This window comes from Vibrio orientalis CIP 102891 = ATCC 33934 (assembly GCF_000176235.1).
Lineage (GTDB): Bacteria > Pseudomonadota > Gammaproteobacteria > Enterobacterales > Vibrionaceae > Vibrio > Vibrio orientalis.
In genome coordinates, this window is record NZ_ACZV01000005.1 from 1712144 (window position 1) to 1728823 (window position 16680).

The 16680-nt window shown below is 45.2% G+C and carries 16 protein-coding genes; 7 read left to right on the top strand and 9 right to left on the bottom strand.

Annotated elements, in window-relative coordinates; translation table 11 throughout:
• The first annotated feature begins 2 nt into the window (after nucleotides 1–2).
• Genes VIA_RS18425 through VIA_RS18435 form a run of 3 tightly spaced genes read left to right on the top strand, consistent with a single transcriptional unit; the run spans nucleotide 3 to nucleotide 2247 of the window.
• Complete coding sequence (locus tag VIA_RS18425) at nucleotides 3–914, top strand: ABC transporter ATP-binding protein (protein ID WP_004414981.1); 912 nt, start codon at nucleotides 3–5, stop codon at nucleotides 912–914.
• Nucleotides 915–916: 2 nt separating this feature from the next.
• Complete coding sequence (locus tag VIA_RS18430) at nucleotides 917–1735, top strand: ABC transporter permease (protein WP_004414983.1); 819 nt, start codon at nucleotides 917–919, stop codon at nucleotides 1733–1735.
• 11 nt (nucleotides 1736–1746) lie between these two features.
• Nucleotides 1747–2247 carry a nitrous oxide reductase accessory protein NosL gene (locus VIA_RS18435; protein ID WP_004414984.1) on the top strand — a complete coding sequence of 167 codons (501 nt, stop codon included), beginning with the start codon at nucleotides 1747–1749 and terminating at the stop codon, nucleotides 2245–2247.
• A 101-nt stretch (nucleotides 2248–2348) separates the two neighbouring features.
• On the opposite strand, the gene VIA_RS18440 is transcribed toward VIA_RS18435, so the two are convergent.
• A complete protein-coding gene (locus VIA_RS18440; protein WP_004414985.1) occupies nucleotides 2349–3617 on the bottom strand; it encodes a DUF2066 domain-containing protein in 1269 nt (422 codons plus the stop codon).
• A gap of 264 nt (nucleotides 3618–3881) precedes the next feature.
• Between VIA_RS18440 and VIA_RS18445 the strand changes: the two genes are divergently transcribed.
• Complete coding sequence (locus tag VIA_RS18445; RefSeq protein ID WP_004418328.1) at nucleotides 3882–5126, top strand: uracil-xanthine permease family protein; 1245 nt, start codon at nucleotides 3882–3884, stop codon at nucleotides 5124–5126.
• 852 nt (nucleotides 5127–5978) lie between these two features.
• Here the strand turns inward: VIA_RS18445 and ybaK are convergent.
• The 8 genes from ybaK to hemA form a co-directional block, all read right to left on the bottom strand.
• A complete protein-coding gene (ybaK, locus tag VIA_RS18450) occupies nucleotides 5979–6452 on the bottom strand; it encodes a Cys-tRNA(Pro) deacylase (RefSeq protein WP_004414988.1) in 474 nt (157 codons plus the stop codon).
• A gap of 99 nt (nucleotides 6453–6551) precedes the next feature.
• Nucleotides 6552–8213, bottom strand: coding sequence for a bifunctional UDP-sugar hydrolase/5'-nucleotidase UshA (gene ushA / locus VIA_RS18455; protein ID WP_004414990.1), 1662 nt, complete (start codon nucleotides 8211–8213; stop codon nucleotides 6552–6554).
• 451 nt (nucleotides 8214–8664) lie between these two features.
• The gene (gene kdsA / locus VIA_RS18460; protein WP_004414991.1) at nucleotides 8665–9516 is read right to left on the bottom strand and encodes a 3-deoxy-8-phosphooctulonate synthase; all 852 of its coding nucleotides are present in this window, start codon (nucleotides 9514–9516) and stop codon (nucleotides 8665–8667) included.
• A gap of 45 nt (nucleotides 9517–9561) precedes the next feature.
• Nucleotides 9562–10371, bottom strand: coding sequence for a SirB1 family protein (locus VIA_RS18465; RefSeq protein WP_004414992.1), 810 nt, complete (start codon nucleotides 10369–10371; stop codon nucleotides 9562–9564).
• Between the two features lie 30 nt (nucleotides 10372–10401).
• Nucleotides 10402–10785: a SirB2 family protein gene (locus VIA_RS18470; RefSeq protein WP_004414994.1), complete on the bottom strand. Its 384-nt coding sequence runs from the start codon at nucleotides 10783–10785 to the stop codon at nucleotides 10402–10404.
• A 12-nt stretch (nucleotides 10786–10797) separates the two neighbouring features.
• The gene (gene prmC, locus VIA_RS18475) at nucleotides 10798–11658 is read right to left on the bottom strand and encodes a peptide chain release factor N(5)-glutamine methyltransferase (RefSeq protein ID WP_004414996.1); all 861 of its coding nucleotides are present in this window, start codon (nucleotides 11656–11658) and stop codon (nucleotides 10798–10800) included.
• Between the two features lie 4 nt (nucleotides 11659–11662).
• Nucleotides 11663–12751, bottom strand: coding sequence for a peptide chain release factor 1 (gene prfA / locus VIA_RS18480; protein WP_004414998.1), 1089 nt, complete (start codon nucleotides 12749–12751; stop codon nucleotides 11663–11665).
• 47 nt (nucleotides 12752–12798) lie between these two features.
• Nucleotides 12799–14055 (bottom strand): glutamyl-tRNA reductase, encoded by a 1257-nt coding sequence (hemA, locus tag VIA_RS18485; RefSeq protein ID WP_004415002.1) that lies wholly within the window; start codon nucleotides 14053–14055, stop codon nucleotides 12799–12801.
• 161 nt (nucleotides 14056–14216) lie between these two features.
• Between hemA and lolB the strand changes: the two genes are divergently transcribed.
• From lolB to VIA_RS18500, 3 genes are read left to right on the top strand one after another with little or no spacing between them, the layout of a single operon-like run.
• Entirely contained in the window at nucleotides 14217–14831 is a 615-nt protein-coding gene (gene lolB, locus VIA_RS18490) for a lipoprotein insertase outer membrane protein LolB (RefSeq protein WP_004415004.1), read from the top strand.
• Nucleotides 14828–15700, top strand: a complete 873-nt coding sequence (gene ispE, locus VIA_RS18495) for a 4-(cytidine 5'-diphospho)-2-C-methyl-D-erythritol kinase (RefSeq protein WP_004415007.1) — start codon at nucleotides 14828–14830, stop codon at nucleotides 15698–15700. Before lolB ends, ispE begins: the two co-directional genes overlap by 4 nt.
• Before the next feature lie 29 nt (nucleotides 15701–15729).
• Entirely contained in the window at nucleotides 15730–16674 is a 945-nt protein-coding gene (locus tag VIA_RS18500; protein ID WP_004415009.1) for a ribose-phosphate pyrophosphokinase, read from the top strand.
• Nucleotides 16675–16680 lie beyond the last annotated feature (6 nt).

Sequence of the window (16680 nt, forward strand, 5' to 3'; positions counted from 1 at the left end):
TCATGAGCCAAGCCATTGTTAAACTCGACAACGTATCCAAGCAATATAAGCAGTTACTAGCATTAAATCAGGTTAATCTAACCTTAAATTCGGGTGAAGCACTAGGCCTATTTGGTCACAACGGTGCTGGTAAAACCACTATGATGAAAGTCATTCTTGGCATCATCGATATCACAAGTGGCAGCGCTCGCGTTTTCAATACCGACCCCTTTTCAAAACAAGCATGGCATAGCCGTAAGTCGATTGGTTACTTACCAGAGAATGTATCATTCTACGATCAACTGACTGGCTTAGAGGTACTCACTTATTTTTCTCGTCTTAAATCCGCCCCTAAAGGTCAGATACAATCTCTGCTCAGTGATGTGGGATTAAATGATGCGAAAAATCGTCAAGTTAAGCACTACTCAAAGGGCATGCGTCAACGACTAGGCTTAGCGCAAGCGTTCCTCGGTGAACCCAAACTATTGTTGCTCGATGAACCCACCGTTGGACTGGATCCCATTGCTACTCAAGATTTTTACGCAAGCGTTGATCAACTCAAAAATAAAGGCGCAAGTGTCCTACTGTGCTCACACGTTTTACCAGGAGTAGAAAAACACATCGATAGAGCAATGATTCTATCAAAAGGAACCACCATTGCTGCCGGAACTCTTGAGGCATTAAGACAGCAGGCAAAACTCCCTGTCGTGATAAAGACCCATGGTTTAAACGGAGCCCTTGCCGCGAACAGCAAGCTACAAGGCTTTATGACGTCACCTGACAGTTTACATATCCCAGAATCACAAAAACTGGATGTGGTCAAAGAGCTAGTCGGTTACGACACACTACAAGACCTGCAGGTCACCCCCGCGACACTAGAGCAAATCTATCAACACTTTCTCACTCAATCACCCGTCACTTACGAGGAGGAATAGCAATGAACCCTATTATTGCGGTAGGCATTAAAGAGTTCCAAGACGGTTTGCGCAATCGCTGGTTGATCTCAATAACCCTGATTTTCTCAGTGATGGCGATAGGCTTAAGCTATTACGGTAGTGCTGCCTCAGGACAATTAAGTGCACCCTCACTATCCACCACGATAGCCAGTTTATCGAGCTTGTCAGTGTTTATTATTCCGCTGATTGCCCTGCTGCTCTGCTATGACAGCTTTGTTGGCGAGCAAGAGTCTGGCACCTTACTCCTGCTGATGACCTATCCGATCAGCCATTCTCAGTTGCTACTCGGAAAGTTTATCGGCCAAGGCAGTATTATTTCGCTGGCCACCATCATTGGCTTTGGTAGCGCAGGTTTGCTCCTTAGCGCCACCAGCTCTGCAAGCGCCATCTTTAGCTCTTTTGCACTTTTCATCACCACTTCAATCCTACTTGGCCTCGCATTTATCAGCTTGGCGTATTTAATTAGCTTACTCGCGAGCGAGAAGTCAAAAGCAGCGGGGGCAGCTCTGCTCATCTGGTTATTTTTTGTTTTGGTGTTTGATCTGACCTTACTGGCACTGTTGGTCGGTATGGATGATGGTCTATCACAACACAGCTTGGTACAAGTGATGATGTTCAATCCCGCCGATCTATTCCGACTGATTAACCTTTCAGCTTTAAACACAAGCGATGTCAGTGGCGTCCTCGCAGTGGCGATTAACAGCAGCTATTCAACGACGACTTTGCTGCTAACCATGTTAGCTTGGATCATTGCTCCTTTAGTCGCCGCGATGATCATCTTTAGACACAAAAAACTATAATGAGGCATTCCATGATGTTAAAACGACTAGCCAAAGTCAGCTTAGTACTACTGCTCCCAGCGATGTTGATAGGTTGCAGTGAAGATCCTCAAGAAACCATGCTACGTGAGGCAGTTGCGATTGAAAAAGCAGATGAGTGTCATCTATGTGGCATGATCATCAGTAACTTCCCTGGACCTAAAGGTGAGTCATTTCAGCAAGGCAAAGAAAGCGTTAATAAATTTTGTTCGACAAAAGACCTATTTGCTTTTCTGTTACAACCAGAGAATACACGTTTAGCACGTGAGGTGTATGTTCATGATATGAGCAAAAGCCCGTGGGAACATGCAGATGACCAATATTTTATAGACGCTAAATCAGCTTGGTATGTGGTGGGCTCTAATCAAAAAGGGGCGATGGGAAGTACGCTTGCAAGTTTCAGCCAACAAAAGGATGCAAGTGCATTTAGTGCGAAGTTTGGTGGTGATGTTTATTCGTACGACCAAATTACAATCGAGCTAATTATGCAATAGTTACACGCTAAGCGATAAATCTAAGCCATTAAAAAACCGATAGGCTGCTCCATCGGTTTTTTAATTATCAAAGCTGGTGTGACTTAATCAAAAGCACAATATTATTGAACGGCAGGTTCCGCTTCATTTTCTGTCACATCTGGAGTAATAACAATTTCCCCTTCGATGGCTGGCGCAACATACACATACGGTTTGCCTTGCCATTCATAAACTAAGATTTGCTCAGCTGGAACTAATGGTGCCGTCGGAGTGTTTGCTGACTCTAATGGCGTAGACTCATCTGTTGGCTGTGCATTTGATTCTACTGCGCCTTGAGCAGACTCTGGCGTCACTTCAAGTGTTGGTTCCGTTGGCTCAGGAATCGCGACCACTGGCGTTTCAACAACACTTTCAAGCTGTTTAATTGGGCCCGCGCGTAACACTTCTTGCTTAAATTCTTCAGGCGAAGAGAGCAAGTGCACGTTAAAGGTCACTTGGTTACCTTGAATCTTCAGAATATCGATAGAAGCAACTGAGCTCAGTTTCTTGAGCTTATTCTCCAAAGTAAAGAAGCCAACCGCGTCACTCAATTCGGTAAAGCGAACCTTGATAGCCTCAGATGATTCATTGGCAACAACAACTGCGTTTTTCTTCGCGTAGTAGTCACTAAGTTGGTTGACCATCTTAACCGCTGCATCTTCGCCATTGTTTGAGCCTGATAACGGTGCTTGGCGAGTCACGCCAATCGTCGCTGGTTTTTGATCGTAAAGCGTCCAACGCAATGTATTACCTTGCGCTTTTACCACCAGTACCGCATCGACAAGATAGCGCTGGCTAGCTTCTCCGACAGGTTGGACGAAACCGCCCCATAAATCGGAAACCGCTACGCCGGTAATATCATCGAAATCACCGACTGGCACAGTCAACGGTAGTCCTCGCTTGTCAGCCTGACCTTTAAGCTGCTCAAGCACTGCCGAAGGTGAGTGCTCCCAGATGATATTTCTGTCTGTTTGTTCTTCAACCAACCAAACAAGAATATTTGCACGAGCAGCAGGCCATACTGGAAGCTGAGCTTGGCTCAGAAGAGAACGAATATGCGGCGCACTGAAGCCCATTCTCAAGGTTTGAGCTTCACCCATCTGACCATAACTGAGCTGGGCAAGGTATTGACTACTCTGGTTTAAGGCTTTTTTTACCACTTCATTGGTTACTGCATTACGGTCACCTGAAGCTCGAACAATTACTTCTTTCATACCCTCGATTCGTGCTTGTGCATCGGCATTTTTTGCCGCTTGATCTAGCACTACTTCTGAACGGTACAAATCTACATTGGTCAAAGCCATAGCAGGTAATGTAACCAGCCCTAAAACCAACAAAGCTAAATGGCGCATACTTTTCCTAACATCAATTTACTACTCGTTAAACGCTGATGATAAGCAACTATCGCCAACGGGGCAACTAAAGGTCTACTCCACTACCGAAAATCTAAGCCAACCTCGTTAACTCATTGGGCAGTTCTATCGATTAATCACCAAATATTTGATCCAGTTCGAATTGCAATCGTTTGGCACAATGATAAAATCCCGCGAATTTTATTTTTGCCAAGCAGATGACCAATGTCTGTTTTCACTCCAGCCATAGAAAGGAATAACAATATGAAAAATGCCATTCAAGGTGCACAAATGCTATTTGTTGCATTCGGTGCATTGGTGTTGGTACCTCTACTTACCGGATTAGACCCAAGCGTTGCTCTGTTTGGCGCTGGCGTCGGAACCCTTCTTTTCCAACTTGTGACCCGTCGTAGCGTACCCATTTTCCTTGCTTCTTCTTTTGCATTTATTGCCCCTATTCTTTATGGCGTACAAACATGGGGCGTTCCTGCCACTATGGGTGGCTTAATGGCAGCGGGCTTTGTCTACGTTGCAATGGGCGCGCTAATTAAAGTACGCGGTGTGGAAATCATTCATAGGCTACTGCCACCTGTTGTGGTTGGCCCAGTGATCATGGTGATTGGTTTAGGGCTTGCTCCTGTTGCTGTTAACATGGCGCTAGGTAAGGTTGATGGCGCACAAGTTATTGATGCGGATGCCTCTTTAGTTATTTCTATCGCATCACTTCTGACTACGATTATTCTAAGTGTGTTTGCGAAAGGCTTCTTGAAGCTAACGCCAATTCTAGGCGGTATCATTGTCGGTTACTGTCTAAGCCTTGGCTACGGTATTGTTGACTTCACCCCGGTACAGCAAGCTGCTTGGTTTGCATTGCCTAACTTTACTTTCCCTGAGTTCAACATCAACGCAATCCTATTTATGATTCCAGTTGCGATTGCACCAGCAGTTGAGCACGTTGGTGATATGCTGGCGATTTCAAACGTAACCGGTAAAAACTACATTAAGAAACCAGGCCTGCACCGTACCATCACTGGTGACGGGGTAGCCACCATCGCTGCATCTATGGTCGGTGCGCCGCCAAATACGACGTACTCAGAAGTCACTGGTGCGGTTATGCTGACTAAAGCCTTTAACCCTGTGATCATGACTTGGGCTGCCGTTACTGCCATCGTCTTAGCACTGGTTGGTAAACTTGGCGCAGTACTGCAAACCATCCCAATGCCTGTCATGGGCGGTATCATGATTCTATTGTTTGGTTCTATCGCCACCGTTGGTCTGAACACCTTAATCAAGAACAACGTCGACCTGCATAAATCACGTAACCTTGTGATCGTTGCTATTACACTGGTGTTTGGTATTGGTGGTATGGCTTTCGGTGTTGGCGAGTTCAGCCTTCAAGGTGTGAGTCTATGCGGTATCGTGGCAATTCTGCTTAACCTAGTTCTGCCAAGAGATTTAGGCGAGAACCATGTGGTAGATAATGCGCAGATGGAAGAAGAAACGAAGTAGATTCGGCTCCAGATAGAACAAGATTCTAGAGGGTTGGTACTTGGTGCCAACCCTTTTTTATTGCTGTTAGTTTGAGACAAAGCGTAATTTTAAGTCAGCAAAAAACTGGATGAGATTCCCTACTCGCTCCTTCGTCACTCTATGGAATGACAAATTCGTACTCAGCGATAGCCAAAATATAACTACCGTCATCCTCAAGAACGAGGGACGAGTGAGTTGGGGATCTCTGTAAATAAGTCTAAATCCATAAGAGATTCCCTACTCGCTCCTACGTCACTCTATGGAATGACAAATTCGTACTCAGCAATAGCCAAAATATACTATCGTCATCCTCAAGAACGAGGGACGAGTGAGTTGGGGATCTCTGTAAATAAGTCTAAATCCATAAGAGATTCCCTACTCGCTCCTACATCACTCTATGGAATGACAAATTCGTACTCAGCAATAGCCAAAATATAACTACCGTCATTCTCAAGAACGAGGAACAAGTGAGTTGGGGATCTCTGTAAGTAAGTCTAAATCCATAAGCGATTCCCTACTCGCTCCTACGTCACTCTATTGAATGACAAATTCGTACTCAGAAATAGCCAAAATATAACTACCGTCATCCTCAAGAACGAGGGACGAGTGAGTTGGGGATCTCTGTAAGTAAGTCGAAATCCATAAGCGATTCCCTACTCGCTCCTTCGTCACTCTATGGAATGACAAATTCGTACTCAGCAATAGCCAAAATATACTATCGTCATCCTCAAGAACGAGGGACGAGTGAGTTGGGGATCTCTTCAAGTGAGTCGAAATTCATAAGCGATTCCCTACTCGCTCTTTCGTCACTCTGTGGAAAGATTGAGAGTATTAAATACATAACTCCGCAAACTGGCCGCGTGTCAGCATCGCTAAGTCCTGTGGTGCAAGCTCAATCTCTAAACCTCGCTTACCCGCACTCACGCAGATCGTCTCTAACGTTTGCGCACTTTGGTGAATAAATGTCGGCAGCGCTTTCTTTTGCCCCAATGGACTAATACCACCGACAACATATCCGGTCGTCTTCTGCGCGATCTCAGGGTTGGCCATTTCAGCCTTTTTTGCTTTGGCCGCTTTTGCTGCTTGCTTTAGGTTAAGCTTGTGCTCAACAGGAATAATCGCAACGGCGAGGTTTTTCGGCTCACCATTTAGACTAAACAGTAACGTCTTAAACACCTTCGCAGGGTCTTGGCCAAGTACTTCGGCTGCCTCTAGCCCATAACTGTCGGCACGAGGGTCATGCTCATATTGGTGGATAGTGTGGGTTATTTTTTTCTTCTTAGCGAGATTAATAGCAGGAGTCATACTCCCTCCTGATTGTTACAAACAAAGGTCATCAAAACAAAAAGCGCCACTCCGAAGAGTAGCGCTTTAGCTTAATGAGATTTATAAGTTTGAGTCAACTTACTTGTAAACCATTTCACCAGATGGTGCATATTTGTTTACGTCTACTGGGCTGTTCGCCTCTAGGTAATCTTTTAGTACTTCAGCATCTACGAAGCCAGTGTTAACGTAACCTGGATGACCTGTCAGTTTAGGGTAACCATCACCACCAGCTGCGTTGTAGCTAGGTACTGTAAAGCGGTACGTTTCATCTAGACGAAGCTGCTTGCCACCGATGAATACGTTAGATACTTTACCTTCTGCCACTGTCATTGAAATACCAGCGAACTGAGCATAAGCACCAGAGTCAACAGGCTTAGTTGCAACAACGTTTAGGTAATCCAGAACTTCTTTACCAGACATGTCTGTGTAAGTCAGGATGTTGGCAAATGGTTGTACTGTTAGCACATCTTTGTATGTTACGTCACCCGCTTCAATAGAGTCACGTACACCGCCAGAGTTCATTACAGCAAAGTCAGCTTTTGCACGCTCCATGTGAGAAGTTGCAATTAGGCGACCTAGATTAGTCTGTTGGAAACGCACAACGTTACGGTCGCCTTCTAGCTTACCGTTAGTTTCTGCGATCTTAACATTAAGCTGCGCTTGGCCTTGCTCTTGGTAAGGGCGTAGGAATTCAAGCAGTGCTTCGTCTTGCTTGATTTCATCTTCGATTAGAACACGTTGTTTCTTACCGTCGATCTTAACTTTTTTCTTCAAGTTCACTGGGATCAGATCGTAGCTTACCATTTCAAGTTCGCCGTTACGGAATTCGTAATCTGCACGACCTACGTATTTACCCCATTCGTGCGCTTGAACAATGTAAGTACCGTTTTGTAGGTCTGGCTTACACTCGTCAGAAGGCTTGAAGTTCTTCTTAACAACGTTTGGTGCTTCCATACATACTGGCTCTTGAGAGTGACCACCAACGATCATATCTAGAGAACCTTCATCTACGTAGCGTGCTAAAGCAACGTCACCCGGTGCGTTTATGCCACGCTTACCATCTTCGTAGTGACCCATGTGCGTCACAGCAAAGATTAGGTCTGGTTTTTCAGTTTTTTCAAGTTCAGCGATTAGCTTCTTCGCTTCTTCTTTAGGATCGCGGAAATCAACACCACCGATAAACTCTGGGTTGCCAATTTTAGCTGTATCTTCAGTTGTTAGACCGATTACCGCAATTTTGATACCTTGCTTATTGAACATCTCGTAAGCCTGGAACATACGCTCGCCAGTCTTTTTGTCGTAGATGTTCGCCGAAAGCATTGGGAAGTTAGCCCACTCTTTCTGCTTGAATAGTACTTCTAGAGGGTTATCGAACTCGTGGTTACCCAATGCCATTGCATCGTAACCAATTTTGCTCATACCTTTGAAATCTGGTTCAGCATCTTGAAGATCTGACTCTGGAACACCTGTGTTGATGTCACCGCCAGATAGTAGTAGTGAACTACCACCTTCTGCAGCGATTTCAGCGCGTAGCTCGTCAATTAGCGTCTTACGAGCAGCCATGCCGTACTCGCCATATTTGTTCTGCCAGAAGCGACCGTGGTGGTCATTGGTGTGAAGAACTGTCAGCTTGTAAGTTTTATCTGCTTCCCACTCATGCTGAGGTGCTGTTGCACAACCAGCTAGAGTTGCCAGGATTGCTGCGCTAATTGCGCTTTTTACGATCAGGCCTTGCTTCATTGTCATACCTTTTGAACTTTTTGGGGTTTCCACTGCTTTTAACACTACTTTCTTGGAATAGACATACGTGAAAGATTACGCATTAAGAAAGTAGTAAAACTTGAACTAGTTTAAATTAACCTTAATGACGTGACAGCGTGATTTCATATTTATGTCGGATTGATCACCTTAATCTCATATCGAATGTGTAACAAACCATCAAAATTGCACTTGTACTCATAAATGATCACAAGCAAACGTTTTCATGTGCTTTCGAGTGGTTTGTGAGGTTGGTTAACCATTCAACAGATTATGATAACGCAAACAAAATACGCTTTACTTTCATGATGTTATTGATACGTTATAACATCACAACCAACCCACTAATTAGAGCGTAAATCAACGATTGGCTAATCTGTTTAGACATAAAAAAAGCCAGCTAAATGCCGGCTTTTCACTCAATAAATAAGGCTTACTTTATATCGATGTGATCAAAACCTTTGATCAGATCATCCAATGCTTTCATCTGAGCAAGGAACGGTTCCAGTTTATCAAGCGGCAGTGCCGATGGACCATCACAACGCGCTTGATCTGGCGTTGGGTGAGCTTCAATAAATAGACCAGCAATACCCGTCGCTAGACCCGCTTTCGCCAGTTCAACAGTTTGCTCACGGCGACCGCCTGATGCCGCACCTGAAGGGTCACGCATTTGCAGAGAGTGCGTTACATCAAAGATGATTGGGCTGCCATTTGAGGCTTTCTTCATCACACCAAAACCAAGCATGTCTACCACTAGGTTATCGTAACCATGACAAGAGCCACGCTCACATAAGATGATGTTGTCGTTACCACATTCAGCGAACTTATCAACGATATTGCCAACTTGGCCAGGGCTCATAAACTGAGGCTTTTTCACGTTGATTACCGCACCTGTTTTCGCCATCGCTTCAACAAGGTCAGTTTGGCGAGCTAGGAAAGCTGGTAACTGAATCACATCAACCACGTCAGCAACAGGCTGTGCTTGCGCTTCGGTGTGAACATCTGTGATGATTTTTACGCCAAAGGTATCTTTTAGCTCTTGGAAGATTTTCATACCTTCTTCAAGACCTGGGCCACGGTATGAATGAACAGAACTGCGGTTAGCTTTATCGAAAGACGCTTTAAATACGTAAGGGATGCCGAGCTTTTCTGTCACTTTTACGTAGTGCTCACAAATCTGCATCGCAAGATCACGAGATTCAAGAACATTCATACCTGCAAACAACGTGAATGGTTTGTCGTTCGCTACTGGAATATCACCAACGTGAACAATTTTCTGTTCCATTTTCTTCTCTCTATTTTGTGTAGTGCCAGCGATTAACTGCTGGGCTTAATGTAAGGTAACTTGAGTACTGCTCATTGCTGACACTTGATTCTTTAGCAGCTCAGCAGCAGGATCATCAGGACACTGGTCAATGAAAAACTGGTAATCCGTTAACGCAATCTGATGGCAATCTAGTTGCTGATAGATAAACCCTCGGTCTCGGATCTCGTACGGATCATCAGGCACAAACGTTAATGCTAAATCGGTGCATTTCAACGCCAAAGTATAGCGCTCTTCACGGAGCAGAGCACTTTTCAACAGCGCCAACCAACGACCAATCACGGTTGGGTTGTCCGTTTCCTCAAGATGCTTTGATTCTAACTTTGCTAAGGGACCTTTATGGCCAATCATCCAGGCATTTAAGGTATGCTCAGAAACATACTCACCATTAAATGGGTTGATATAAAGTGGCTTCTCACCGTACCACTCCAACTTAAGCAAAAACTGAGTCGGGAAAGTCACACCCACTAAAGGGAAATCAAGCTTACGAGCAATAAATAGTAGTATCGCTCCGAGGCTGACAGGAATGCCTTTACGCTGCTCAAGAACCTTGTCGATAAAGCCATTTTCTGAACGAAAATAGTTGTCTCTATCTCCCTGAAATTCCCACTCATAGTAGAACAGGCGAAGAAGTGACTCAAAGCGCAGCTTTTCATTCATCTCGTGCGATAAAGCTAATTCAGCCTCGCGAACTAATCGATTTAGTTCAGCTTCAGCCCACTCAACTTCTGTTTGAGGGGAAATCGCTTTGTTCAATGCTAAAGCGCCCTGTGCGAGCTCCATAGCATCGAAATCTTCATCAAATAACTCAAGCATATTGGCTATTAGACCTTCTTAACCAAATCATTAACCGAAAAACATCGGCGTTTTGCTGACAGCAACTTTGCCAGCCATTGCTAACCAACCAAGCGCGCCAAAAAATGAGAATGTTTTGAGCAATTTATTCTTACCCAACTTCAAGGCAAAAAAGCCTAGCGCAATGTATGCCAATACGCAGGTTATCTTCTCAGTTAGCCACGGAGCGGCTGGCGTGAAAGGAATGAAGCCAGTGATAAAGATCAAGCCGATACCTGACAGCAATAGTGCGGTGTCATTGATATGCGGAAACACCTTAAAGAATTTTTTCTCTAGTAGGTTTGAGTTTGCCATCATCATTGCAAAGCGCACTGACAATAAGGTGGCGCTAATTGCGATAGTCAGCAGGTGGAAATGTTTTAAACCTTCGTACATTGTTATTCTCTCTTACTTCATTGATGAAAACTGACCAATCGTTACTCGGTCGTTGTCACCATAGTCCTTGTAGGTCGCCACTTGGTCGTAACCAAGCGATCGTAATAATTCTCTGACGGGCTCACCTTGTTCGAAGCCATGCTCAAACATCAGCCAACCACTATCCATTAAGTAATCTCGAGCTTGCGTGGCAATATGTTTAATATCAGCCAAGCCTTTTTCATCAGCTACCAACGCGCTTAACGGCTCAAAGCGTACATCACCTTGAGTTAAGTGCGGATCTTCTTTCTCGATATAAGGAGGATTTGACACAATCAAAGCAAACTCTGTACCAGCGGCAAGCGGCTCGAACCAACTGCCCGCAAGAAACTGAGTGTTGCTAAGGTTCAATGCACTCGCGTTACTTTGTGCCAATTGCTGAGCATCTTGCTTAAGGTCGATTCCGGTTACTTGTCGCTGTGGTAGCTCTGACGCCAAGGCCAGCGCAATTGCACCTGTTCCAGTACCAAGATCTAAAATATCGCCATCCATTTGCATCGCTTTATCTAATGCGATTTCAACCAAACGTTCAGTGTCAGGTCTAGGGATCAAAGTGGTCGGAGAAACTTTCAGCGGCAATGACCAAAATTCGCGTTCGCCAACGATATACGCGACAGGTTCACCCGTTAGGCGACGCTGCAACAAATCATCGAACGCAGCAAGTTGCTGAGCATCTAAAATTTTGTCAGGCCAAGTAAGAAGAAATGAGCGAGGCTTGTCGAGTGCATGGCAAAGAAGCACCGCGGCATCAAGAGAGGGCGAATCACTGCCACTCTCTTGAAGTTGCTGTACGGCCTGCTTTAGTGTGTATTCAACACTGTTTTCAGCCGGCATTGGATTAGTTGTTCTCGGCTAGAGCGGCGAGCTGATCAGCTTGGTGCTCTTGAATTACAGGATCAACCAAACAAGACACATCACCTTCCATCACTTCGTTTAGGCGGTAAACAGTCAAGTTAATACGGTGATCTGAAACACGGCCTTGCGGATAATTGTACGTACGGATACGGTCACTACGATCGCCCGACCCCAATAGGTTACGACGTGTATCAGATACTTCAGCCGCGCGTTTAGCTTCTTCTGCCTGAATGATACGTGCAGCCAGTACCGCCATCGCTTTCGCTTTGTTCTTATGCTGTGAACGCTCGTCCTGACACTCTACAACCGTACCGGTTGGTAAGTGGGTAATACGGATTGCAGAATCTGTGGTGTTAACGTGCTGACCACCCGCGCCCGATGCACGGAATGTATCAATTTTTAGGTCCGCCGCTTTGATTTCTGGGATTTCCGCTTCAGGGATTTCTGCCATTACTGCGACCGTACACGCAGATGTGTGTACGCGACCTTGAGATTCTGTTGCAGGTACACGCTGAACACGGTGACCACCAGACTCAAACTTAAGTACACCGTATGCGCCATCACCAGACACTTTAGCGATCATTTCTTTGTAACCGCCGTGCTCAGATTCGTTAGAAGACATCACTTCTACACGCCAGCCTTTCTTCTCAGCGAATTTGCTGTACATACGGAATAGGTCACCCGCAAAGATACCCGCTTCATCACCACCCGCACCCGCACGGATCTCTAGGAAACAGTTGCGGTCATCGTTTGGATCTTTTGGAAGAAGTAAGATTTGAAGTTCATCATTTAGGCGCTCAATAGTCTCTTTTGCGTCTTTAATCTCTTCTTGCGCCATTTCACGCATTTCTTCATCGTCTTCTTTTGCCATCTCTTCAGCGGCAACAAGATCTTCCTGAGCTTGCTGATAAGCTTGGAAACACTTAGTCACTTCTTCAAGCTGAGAGTACTCTTTTGATAGCGCACGGAATTTGTCTTGGTTTCCAATAACATCAGGATCACCAAGTAGGTGTTGAACTTCTTCGTAACGCTCAACTAGGGTTTCTAGCTTAGTTAAAATAGAGGCTTTCATAGTTTTCTTTAACTCAGGGGTTTGATGAAGTCTGTCACTCTTAGTTACTAAGAGTTATCCAGACCTAAACTTTGTCTAATAGTGGCAAGCTTGGCTGGCTCACCATGCTCTGCAGCACTTTGTAATGCTCTGGTCGGCGCATGGATTAATTTGTTAGTCAGCTTATTACTCAGCTCTAACAATACCTTTTCCGCATCAGCGCCTGCTGCAAGGGACTGTAAACTTTTATTCAGTAAATCTTCACGAATTTCATTCGCTGATTGGCGATATTCTCGAATACTATCCACCGCTTGTAGTGAACGCATCCAAGACATGAATGCCGCACTTTCTTCACTGACGATCGCTTCCGCTTGAATGGCTTCGACTTTACGCTGTTCGATGTTGCTATCGACGATCGATTGAAGATCATCCACCGAATATAGATAAGCGTCGTTGAGCTCACCGACTTGCGACTCGATATCACGAGGAACCGCTATATCCACCAATAGCATTGGTTGGAATCGTCTCGCTTTAAGCGCCGACTCCACCATACCTTTACCGATAATAGGCAGCGGACTGGCCGTCGAACTGATCACAATATCTGCACGTGACAAGTGCTCAGGGATCTCTGGCAAACCAATCACCTCAGCACCAAACTGTTCGGCAAGCGGCATAGCGCGCTCTTTAGTTCGGTTAGCGACAATCATCTTAGTACAACCATTGCCCGCTAGGTGTTTAGCAACCAATTCAATGGTTTCACCTGCACCGACCATTAATACGGTCGACTTCTCTAATGATTCAAAGATATGTTTCGCTAATGTACACGCCGCATAAGCGACAGAAACGGCGTTACCACCGATATCAGTCTCAGTACGAACTCGTTTAGCAACTGAGAAAGCTTTTTGGAATAGCTTTTCCATCGCTGAATCGACCGCTTTTTGGTCACGAGAGTCTGAATACGCTTGTTTGACCTGTCCTAAAATCTGCGGTTCACCCAGTACCAATGAGTCCAAACCACAAGATACACGCATCAGATGGCGAATCGCTGCCTGCTCTTCATGGACATAAAGACTCGGTTTAAGATCTTCAGGGCTGACTTGATGAAATTGAGACAACCAGTCAATGACTTTTGCTTTGCTACCGTTTCTTACATCACAGTAAATCTCGGTGCGATTACAGGTTGAGACAACCACACTGCCGTTAACCAGTGGATTTTCGCCAAGCTGTTTTAACGCTTCAGGTAACTTTTCCGGGCCAAATGCGACTTTTTCACGCAGTTCGACTGAGGCCGTATTATGATTGATACCTATAGCAAGCAAAGACATGTATCGATGGTTCTCTGAATCAGATAATGGATAAATAGGGACGGAATTTTACTTGATGCCCCCGTTTATTGAAAGGGGAATCCCGATATGTTTTCTTGAGTTCGTGATTTCAATGATATAGTGAAGACGAACTTTGAGAAAAACTGGATAAATATTCGCCAATGATGACACATTTTCGCGCGTTCTTTTTACTCCTTGTGACCAGCATGATTCTGCCGGGCTGTGCAAGTATAGACAGTACAACCAATGTCGAATGGGAAAGCCACCAACAGCGCCTCACGATGATCGATAACTATCAAGCCTCTGGTAAACTCGGCTATATTGCTCCGCAGCAAAGACAATCGCTCAACTTTCAATGGCAAGACTCTCGTCAAGAGACGCAATTACGCATGACCACTTTCCTCGGTCAAACCGTACTAAACCTCAATGCGACCCCAACTTTAGCAACCGTTGAAACTTATGAAGGTCAAACTTTCTCGGCGCCGACCCCTGAAGCACTAATCAAACAGCTCACCGGGCTCAATATTCCTGTAAAGCAGCTAAATGACTGGATGCTAGGACGCCCTACCCAAGCCGACGACTATCAATTAAATCAAACCAACACGCTGGCCTCACTCACTAAACGAGTGAATACACAAGATTGGAAACTTGATTACTTAAGCTACCAAGATGTTCAACACTTAGGAGCTGCGCTTCCTTTACCTAAAAAGATGAAGCTCACCCAAGGTAATACCTCTATCAACATTGTTATCTCGAAGTGGACGTTCAACGAATGATCTCAGAAACCACACTCTGGCCTTCTCCTGCCAAACTGAATCTATTCCTTTACATTACAGGTCGCCGCGACAATGGTTACCATGAACTACAAACCCTATTTCAATTTCTTGACCATGGCGATGATCTAACAATCACAGCCAACCAATCAGGAGAAATCTCGCTATCCCCTGAAATCCCCGGTGTTCCACTTACTGACAATCTGATTTGGAAAGCAGCAAAAGCGCTTCAAGAGAAAAGTGGTTGTAAATATGGCGCGCATATTCAACTCAATAAGATTTTGCCTATGGGTGGCGGTATTGGTGGTGGTTCCTCGAATGCAGCAACAACATTAGTTGCCTTAAACCATTTGTGGCAAACCGATGTTAGCGAAGATGAACTAGCAGAAATCGGCTTAAAATTAGGGGCTGATGTACCAGTGTTCACTCGCGGATTTGCCGCCTTCGCTGAAGGTGTTGGTGAGCAGCTAACTCGCGCAGAACCAGAAGAAAAATGGTATCTCGTCGTTAGACCGAACGTATCAATTGCAACCGTAGACATATTCACTCACCCGGAGCTGACGAGAAATACGCCAAAACGTTCACTGGCAACGCTTCTTGACAGCAATTACGGAAACGATTGCGAAAAAATTGTTCGAATGCTGTACCAAGAGGTTGATAAGCAACTTTCTTGGCTGCTACAATACGCGCCGTCGCGATTGACTGGCACTGGATCGTGCGTTTTTGCCGAATTTTCGAGCAAAAGTGACGCCGAAACAACGCTAGCCGAACTGCCCGACACAGTCTCCGCTTTTGTTGCAAAAGGCAAGAATATTTCGCCTCTGCACGAGAGACTGGCTAAGTATCGCTTAGCCCACACACAATCTATTTAAAAACTGGACGCAACCCTGAGGTTTCCACCGTGCCTGATATGAAGCTATTTGCTGGTAACGCTACACCTGAACTAGCCCAACGTATTGCTGATCGTCTATACATCTCTCTTGGTGATGCTACTGTTTCTCGTTTTTCTGACGGCGAAGTCGCTGTTCAAATCAACGAAAACGTACGTGGTAGTGATGTTTTCATCATTCAATCTACTTGTGCACCAACTAACGACAACCTAATGGAACTTGTAGTGATGATTGACGCAATGCGCCGCGCTTCAGCGGGCCGTATTACAGCAGTTATCCCTTACTTTGGTTACGCTCGCCAAGACCGTCGTGTACGTTCTGCTCGTGTGCCAATCACTGCAAAAGTTGTTGCTGATTTCCTTTCTAACGTTGGCGTTGACCGCGTTCTAACTATCGACCTTCACGCAGAGCAAATCCAAGGCTTCTTCGATGTACCGGTAGACAACATCTTCGGTACACCTGTACTTCTTGAAGATATGGAAGCTCGTGGTCTAGAGAACCCTGTTGTTGTTTCTCCTGACCTAGGTGGTGTTGTTCGCGCTCGTGCAACAGCAAAAGCACTAGGTGACATCGATATCGCTATCGTTGATAAGCGTCGTCCACGTGCTAACGTTTCTGAAGTAATGAACCTAATCGGTGATGTTGAAGGCCGTGACTGTGTGATCGTTGATGACATGATCGATACCGGTGGCACACTATGTAAAGCAGCAGAAGCGCTAAAAGAACGTGGTGCTAAGCGTGTATTCGCTTACGCAACTCACGCTGTATTCTCAGGTAACGCTGCGCAGAACATTGGTAACTCAGTACTAGACCAAGTAATCGTCACAGACTCTATTACTATGTCTCAGGAAATGGCAGACACTGGCAAAGTAACCACGCTAAGCCTATCTCGCATGCTTGCCGAAGCGATTCGTCGTATCAGCAACGAAGAGTCTATCTCTGCGATGTTCAGCTAATCGATT

What these genes read in the sequence shown, in the direction of transcription:
- VIA_RS18425 (WP_004414981.1), top strand. Translation starts at nt 3, where the DNA reads ATGAGCCAAGCCATTGTTAAACTCGACAACGTATCCAAGCAATATAAG.
- VIA_RS18430 (WP_004414983.1), top strand. Translation starts at nt 917, where the DNA reads ATGAACCCTATTATTGCGGTAGGCATTAAAGAGTTCCAAGACGGTTTG.
- VIA_RS18435 (WP_004414984.1), top strand. Translation starts at nt 1,747, where the DNA reads ATGATGTTAAAACGACTAGCCAAAGTCAGCTTAGTACTACTGCTCCCA.
- VIA_RS18440 (WP_004414985.1), bottom strand. Translation starts at nt 3,617, where the DNA reads ATGCGCCATTTAGCTTTGTTGGTTTTAGGGCTGGTTACATTACCTGCT.
- VIA_RS18445 (WP_004418328.1), top strand. Translation starts at nt 3,882, where the DNA reads ATGAAAAATGCCATTCAAGGTGCACAAATGCTATTTGTTGCATTCGGT.
- ybaK (WP_004414988.1), bottom strand. Translation starts at nt 6,452, where the DNA reads ATGACTCCTGCTATTAATCTCGCTAAGAAGAAAAAAATAACCCACACT.
- ushA (WP_004414990.1), bottom strand. Translation starts at nt 8,213, where the DNA reads ATGAAGCAAGGCCTGATCGTAAAAAGCGCAATTAGCGCAGCAATCCTG.
- kdsA (WP_004414991.1), bottom strand. Translation starts at nt 9,516, where the DNA reads ATGGAACAGAAAATTGTTCACGTTGGTGATATTCCAGTAGCGAACGAC.
- VIA_RS18465 (WP_004414992.1), bottom strand. Translation starts at nt 10,371, where the DNA reads ATGCTTGAGTTATTTGATGAAGATTTCGATGCTATGGAGCTCGCACAG.
- VIA_RS18470 (WP_004414994.1), bottom strand. Translation starts at nt 10,785, where the DNA reads ATGTACGAAGGTTTAAAACATTTCCACCTGCTGACTATCGCAATTAGC.
- prmC (WP_004414996.1), bottom strand. Translation starts at nt 11,658, where the DNA reads ATGCCGGCTGAAAACAGTGTTGAATACACACTAAAGCAGGCCGTACAG.
- prfA (WP_004414998.1), bottom strand. Translation starts at nt 12,751, where the DNA reads ATGAAAGCCTCTATTTTAACTAAGCTAGAAACCCTAGTTGAGCGTTAC.
- hemA (WP_004415002.1), bottom strand. Translation starts at nt 14,055, where the DNA reads ATGTCTTTGCTTGCTATAGGTATCAATCATAATACGGCCTCAGTCGAA.
- lolB (WP_004415004.1), top strand. Translation starts at nt 14,217, where the DNA reads ATGATGACACATTTTCGCGCGTTCTTTTTACTCCTTGTGACCAGCATG.
- ispE (WP_004415007.1), top strand. Translation starts at nt 14,828, where the DNA reads ATGATCTCAGAAACCACACTCTGGCCTTCTCCTGCCAAACTGAATCTA.